The organism is Sutterella massiliensis, from assembly GCF_016899755.1.
Lineage (GTDB): Bacteria > Pseudomonadota > Gammaproteobacteria > Burkholderiales > Burkholderiaceae_F > Sutterella > Sutterella massiliensis.
This window is the reverse complement of record NZ_JACJJC010000421.1, coordinates 1-272: the sequence shown is the minus strand read 5'-3', so window position 1 is coordinate 272 and position 272 is coordinate 1. Positions and strand designations below refer to the sequence as shown.

1 pseudogene is annotated in these 272 nt (G+C 57.0%); it reads right to left on the bottom strand.

Annotated elements, in window-relative coordinates:
- Positions 1-85: 85 nt before the first annotated feature.
- Positions 86-272: pseudogene (locus H6A60_RS13165) on the bottom strand (hypothetical protein); the annotation flags it as partial.

The window sequence follows — 272 nt, the reverse complement described above, 5'->3', positions numbered from 1 at the left end:
CGGGCCGCGGTGGGACACACCAGCAGCATCGCAGTCAAAAATATCGTTAGGTACTTCATCGAAAAACTCCTCCTGGGGGACGATTCTATTTGCCCACTTCTACCAGAGCCACAATGTTCAGCGCGCTCTCGGCCATCACCAGGTTGCCGTCGCGCGTGGTCATCATGTTGCGAACAACGCCGCCACCGGCGGGAATCGCCCAGGTTTGAAACTTCTCGGTCTTCAAATCGAAGCGGACCAGGGTATTCGGCTTGACGGCGCCTTCGTTGTAC